Here is a 4,324-nt window from a genome sequence, read left to right as displayed (position 1 = left end):
TACCCACCGTCGCGCAACGACGCTGAGCGTCCGGCTCGTCGGCGGCTCGCCGCTGCCGAGCCGTCGCCCCTCTCGCTCCCGTTGACGACCCCTGTCGCTCGCCCCGCCGCAGCCTCGCGTCCGGCTCGCCGCATACGCGGCTTCGCCCGTCCGCTCGCCTGCCACCCCTCCTACAAGGTGCTTATCGGCACAGCAATCCGCGGCTCGCCGCCGCACGACGCATCGCCACCCCCCCGGCTCGATGCTCCGCGTCGTCGTTTTGAGCGTTCGCCCTGTTCCGGTCACGGCGCATTCGCCGTCATCACGCACTTGCTCTCGCTATCCGGCCCGGCGCTCTCACGCCTTCGCCTGCCGCCAGCTCAGAACGCGTCTGTCCCGGAATCTCCTCCACCGATCTGCGCCGCCATCTTCGCAGCTTTCCGCCCCGGCAGCTCTCCCTTGTCGAGAAATACCTTGAGACTGCGCTCGCCCAGCTGGATGCCCCGCGCCTTCAGCACCTCGTGGATCTGCGCCACCGTCACGCCCCTGGCCCGCTGCTCCAGCATGCGCTCTCGCAAGCGGTCCAGAACATCCTTGAGGCTCAGCTTAGGCGCCGCCAGCTTCGCAAGGTCCGCATCGATGGCCTCGAAGTCCACATCCGACTCGTTGTAGCGCCTGACCACCATGATTCCTCCGTTCGCATTGTTCAGCGATATCAGAACGTTGCGCATAATCCCCCACGGCCTCCACTGCGTCAAGACCGTCATCGCTCCCGCTTGAAGAGCGGTTTCCCACCGACGATGTTCGGGACACAAATCCGATACATGACGCCTCGCTGATTCCCTCCTCCCTTGACCGTCTACGCTTATTCGTGTTTGGTTCTTGTCACACCTATGCACCAAAGGTGCATATTGCTACAATACATAGTCGGTGTGGAGCGAAGTGGACAGCAGGACGTTCCGGTATGTCGTGTAAGGATATGATGTTTATGAAAGATTCGCCCCCGATGAAGATCGTCGACATGCCCGTGCCGGACGGGGCGCCGTCGCCCGTCTGGCGGGTTGCGTTGAGGCGAGGCGCCGTGCGAGGCTGCCAGTGGTAGCGACCCTGGCCCAGGCGGCGTCCGCCGCATACTATCTGGAGAGCCAGCGCTCGTTCCGCCATCCCAACGAGTACTATACGGCAGGCGAGGAGCCGGACGGGGTGTGGTTCAACCCGAAGGGCCTGCTCGGACTCGAGAACGGCGGCAAGGTGGATTCCGGCGACTTCCACCGGCTCTATCACGGTTTTGCTCCGGACGGCTCCACCAGGCTCACCAGGAACGCGGGCAGCGAGCAGCGCTCGGCGGGCCTCGACATGACCTTCTCGGCCGACAAGAGCGTGTCCGCGCTCTGGGCCGTCGCCGATCCCGAGTTGCGCGCCCGCATCGAGGACGCGCACAACGACGCCGCCCGGGTGGCGCTGGAAGAGACGGTGCTCCGCTACTGCTCCTATACCCGGATCCGAGACCGGGAGGGGCGGATAAAGGTCCTGCCTGCCGATATCCCGGTGGCGATGTTCCAGCACGGCACCAGCCGGGAGAACGACCCGCAGCTCCATACCCACTGCGTCATCTTCAACGCGGCCCGCACCCGCGATGACGGCAAGTGGCGGGCCATGCACCAGTATCCGGCCTACAGCTGGGCCAAGGCTGCGGGCGCGGTTTACCGCAATGCACTGGCCTGGAACCTCCGCGAGCGTCTCGGCGTGACCATGGAGCAGTACGGTCCCGATGCCGCCTTCACCCGGATCGAGGGCATGCCGGAGGACCTGCAGGCTTTCTGGTCCAAGCGCCGCAAGACGATCGTCGCCAAGGCCGGCGAGCTGGGCATTCCCGCGCGGGGCAACGCCTCGCGCATGGCCGGGGTCAACAAGCTGACCAGGGCCGGCAAGTCCTACGACAACGATCCCGAGATACGCCACGGGCGCTGGCGCGATGAGGCGCAGGGCTTCGTCGAGCGCGAAGAGCTGATCCGGTCAGTGACCGGCCGTGAGGTCGAGATCGGGCGGGAGAAAATCCGGGAGCTGACCGCCCGGCTCGACGACCTTCCCGCCCATCTGGCCCGGGAAGAGGCCGTGTTCCGGCGCCCGGACATGGTGGAGGCGGCGGCGAATGCGGCGGCCGGCCTGATCGGCGCGCAAGCGCTGAAGACCGCCATCGAGCGCCTGCGCCGCAACCCCGAGATCGAGCGGCTGGAGCCGAAGAAGCCGACGGCAGAGTCGCTGGCCGGCATGGCCCACACCGAAGTCTATTCCACCCGCCACAACCTCGGCCTCGAACAGGCCGTGAAGGACATGGCCGAGGCCATGGCGTCCGACACAGGACATGCCCTGCCGGAGCAGGCGGTGAAGGAGAAGGTGGAGGCGCTCTTGGCTGATGGTTATCCGCTGAGCCAGGAGCAATCCATGGCCATTCGCCATGCCACCGCGATGGGCGGCCGTGTGGCCGTGATCGAGGGGGCGGCGGGCTCGGGCAAGACCACCACGCTCAGGCCCATCACCGACCTTCACAGGGAGCACGGCTACGAGATCGTGCCCACCGCCGTCGCATGGCGGACTGCCGTGGCGCTCGGCGACGACTGCGACGCGCGTCCCTACTGCGTGGACAAGCTGCTCAAGCTCGCGGCCAAGGGGCAGCTCGAGATCGGCCGCGACACCCTGATCGTGGTGGACGAGGCGGGGATGCTGTCGACCCGCCAGGCGCACCACATCCTGCAACTCTGCGAGCGCCACGGGGCCAAGGTGGTGTTCGCCGGCGACACCCGCCAGCAGCAGCCGGTGGAGGCGGGGCCGGGGTTGCGGCTGATCCGTGACGTCGCCGGCAGCGTGCGCGTCGACCGCATCAGGCGCCAGAAGGCGGACCTGGAGGACGTGCTGGTCCATGTCCACAAGGAGACGCCGGAGCAGGCGCGCTTTGCAGCCGCACTGACCAACCAGCAAGAGCAAAAAAGAATCCTCGCCGACTACGAGGCGATGGAGAAGAAGCCCCTGTTCACGCCGTGGCAGGTGGCGGTCTCGGAGGCGCTCAGGGACGGCGAAGCGGAGAAGGCCATCGAGGCGTGGCAGCTCAGGGGCCGGCTGCATCTTCATTACGACGAAGAGAAAACGCTGACCGGTCTGGTCAACGACTGGGCGCGGCTCGCCAACGCCGAGCCCCACAAATCCGCCGTGGTGCTGGCACGCACGAAGGCAGAAGCGCGGGCGCTCTCCTGGCTCATGCGGGAGCGAGTCCTCGGAGAAAGGACCGACATCAAGCGCGCGGTGATCGAGGTCAGCCGCGACCTTGACGGGCGGGTGACCGAGCCGCTTGAGATCGCCGTCGGCGACCGGCTCCGCATCGGCGCCACACAGTGGCAGAAGCAGCTCTTCAACGGCACCGTCGTCACCGTCGAGGACATCGAGGTGCGACGGGTAGAAGGCGCGGTGGTCACGCGCAAGGCCCGGAACTGGCTAGCCAGTGGTCGCGCCGGGCGGGATTCAGAGTCGTACAAGGGCGATCCCGAGGCAGAAGTCTCCGTTCACATCACCGCGCGCACCGATGACGGGCGGCGGGTCTCGTTCCGCCACGACGAGATCCGCGACTACCACGACAACATCCGCATCGACTACGGCTATGCAATGACCATCGCGTCCGCCCAGGGGCTGACGGTGGATCGCGCGTTCCTGCTGATCGACGACCGGCCCTCGCGCGAGACCGTCTATCCCGCCGCCACCCGGCACCGCGAGGGGATCGACGTCTACGTCAACCGCTCGCCCATCGTCTTCGACATCGCCGAGAGCCTCCCCGAGGACGAGGCGGAGCGGCCCGTGCTGGACAGCGAGGTACGGGCGTATCTGGCCGAACGCTGGTCGCGCTCCCGGCCCAAGGAGGCGGCGCTCGACTACATCGCCGACGGCGCATGGCGGGATGCGAGGGAGGCGGCGCGGGCCGATATCGGCAGCGGCCGCAGATCATCGGCCGGCGCGAGGCAAGGCGGTGCCGGCGAAGCGCAGAAAGAGCCAGACGGGGACCGCGCGGTGGCCGCAGGCCGCGCAGCAGGCGAGGCACAAGTGTCTGCGACACTGTCGCAGACAGTGTCGGCAACACAGGCGGCAGCGAACGACAATGCCATCGTGCGCATCGCCCGGGAAATCCAATATGCGGTCAACGGCTGGCGCCACGGCACCGCCGTAGATGCGTTCGCAGCGGAGCGCACCGAGGTCATGGCAGCCTGGGACGATCTTCGCCGGCGAACCCGCAGCGAGGGGGATGCGGTGGCGCTCAGCCCGGCCTTCCGCGAGACCCTCGACCGCCACGGTGCGCTGA

The 4,324-nt window shown here is 67.4% G+C and carries 2 protein-coding genes; one reads left to right on the top strand and one right to left on the bottom strand.

Going from position 1 to position 4,324, the window contains the following annotated elements:
• Nucleotides 1-359: 359 nt before the first annotated feature.
• Nucleotides 360-665: a hypothetical protein gene (locus tag OXU42_01595; protein MDE0028083.1), complete on the bottom strand. Its 306-nt coding sequence runs from the start codon at nt 663-665 to the stop codon at nt 360-362.
• A gap of 409 nt (nt 666-1,074) precedes the next feature.
• Between OXU42_01595 and OXU42_01590 the strand changes: the two genes are divergently transcribed.
• A partial coding sequence (locus tag OXU42_01590; GenBank protein ID MDE0028082.1) for a relaxase domain-containing protein occupies nt 1,075-4,324 on the top strand: 3,250 nt, incomplete at its 3' end.

It is taken from the genome of Deltaproteobacteria bacterium (genome assembly GCA_028818775.1).
Classification (GTDB): Bacteria; Desulfobacterota; Binatia; order UBA9968; family JAJDTQ01; genus JAJDTQ01.
This window is presented reverse-complemented; position numbering and strand designations above follow the sequence as displayed.

Excerpts from the sequence above, each read along its gene's own strand:
- OXU42_01595 (MDE0028083.1), bottom strand. The coding sequence starts at position 665 with ATGGTGGTCAGGCGCTACAACGAGTCGGATGTGGACTTCGAGGCCATC.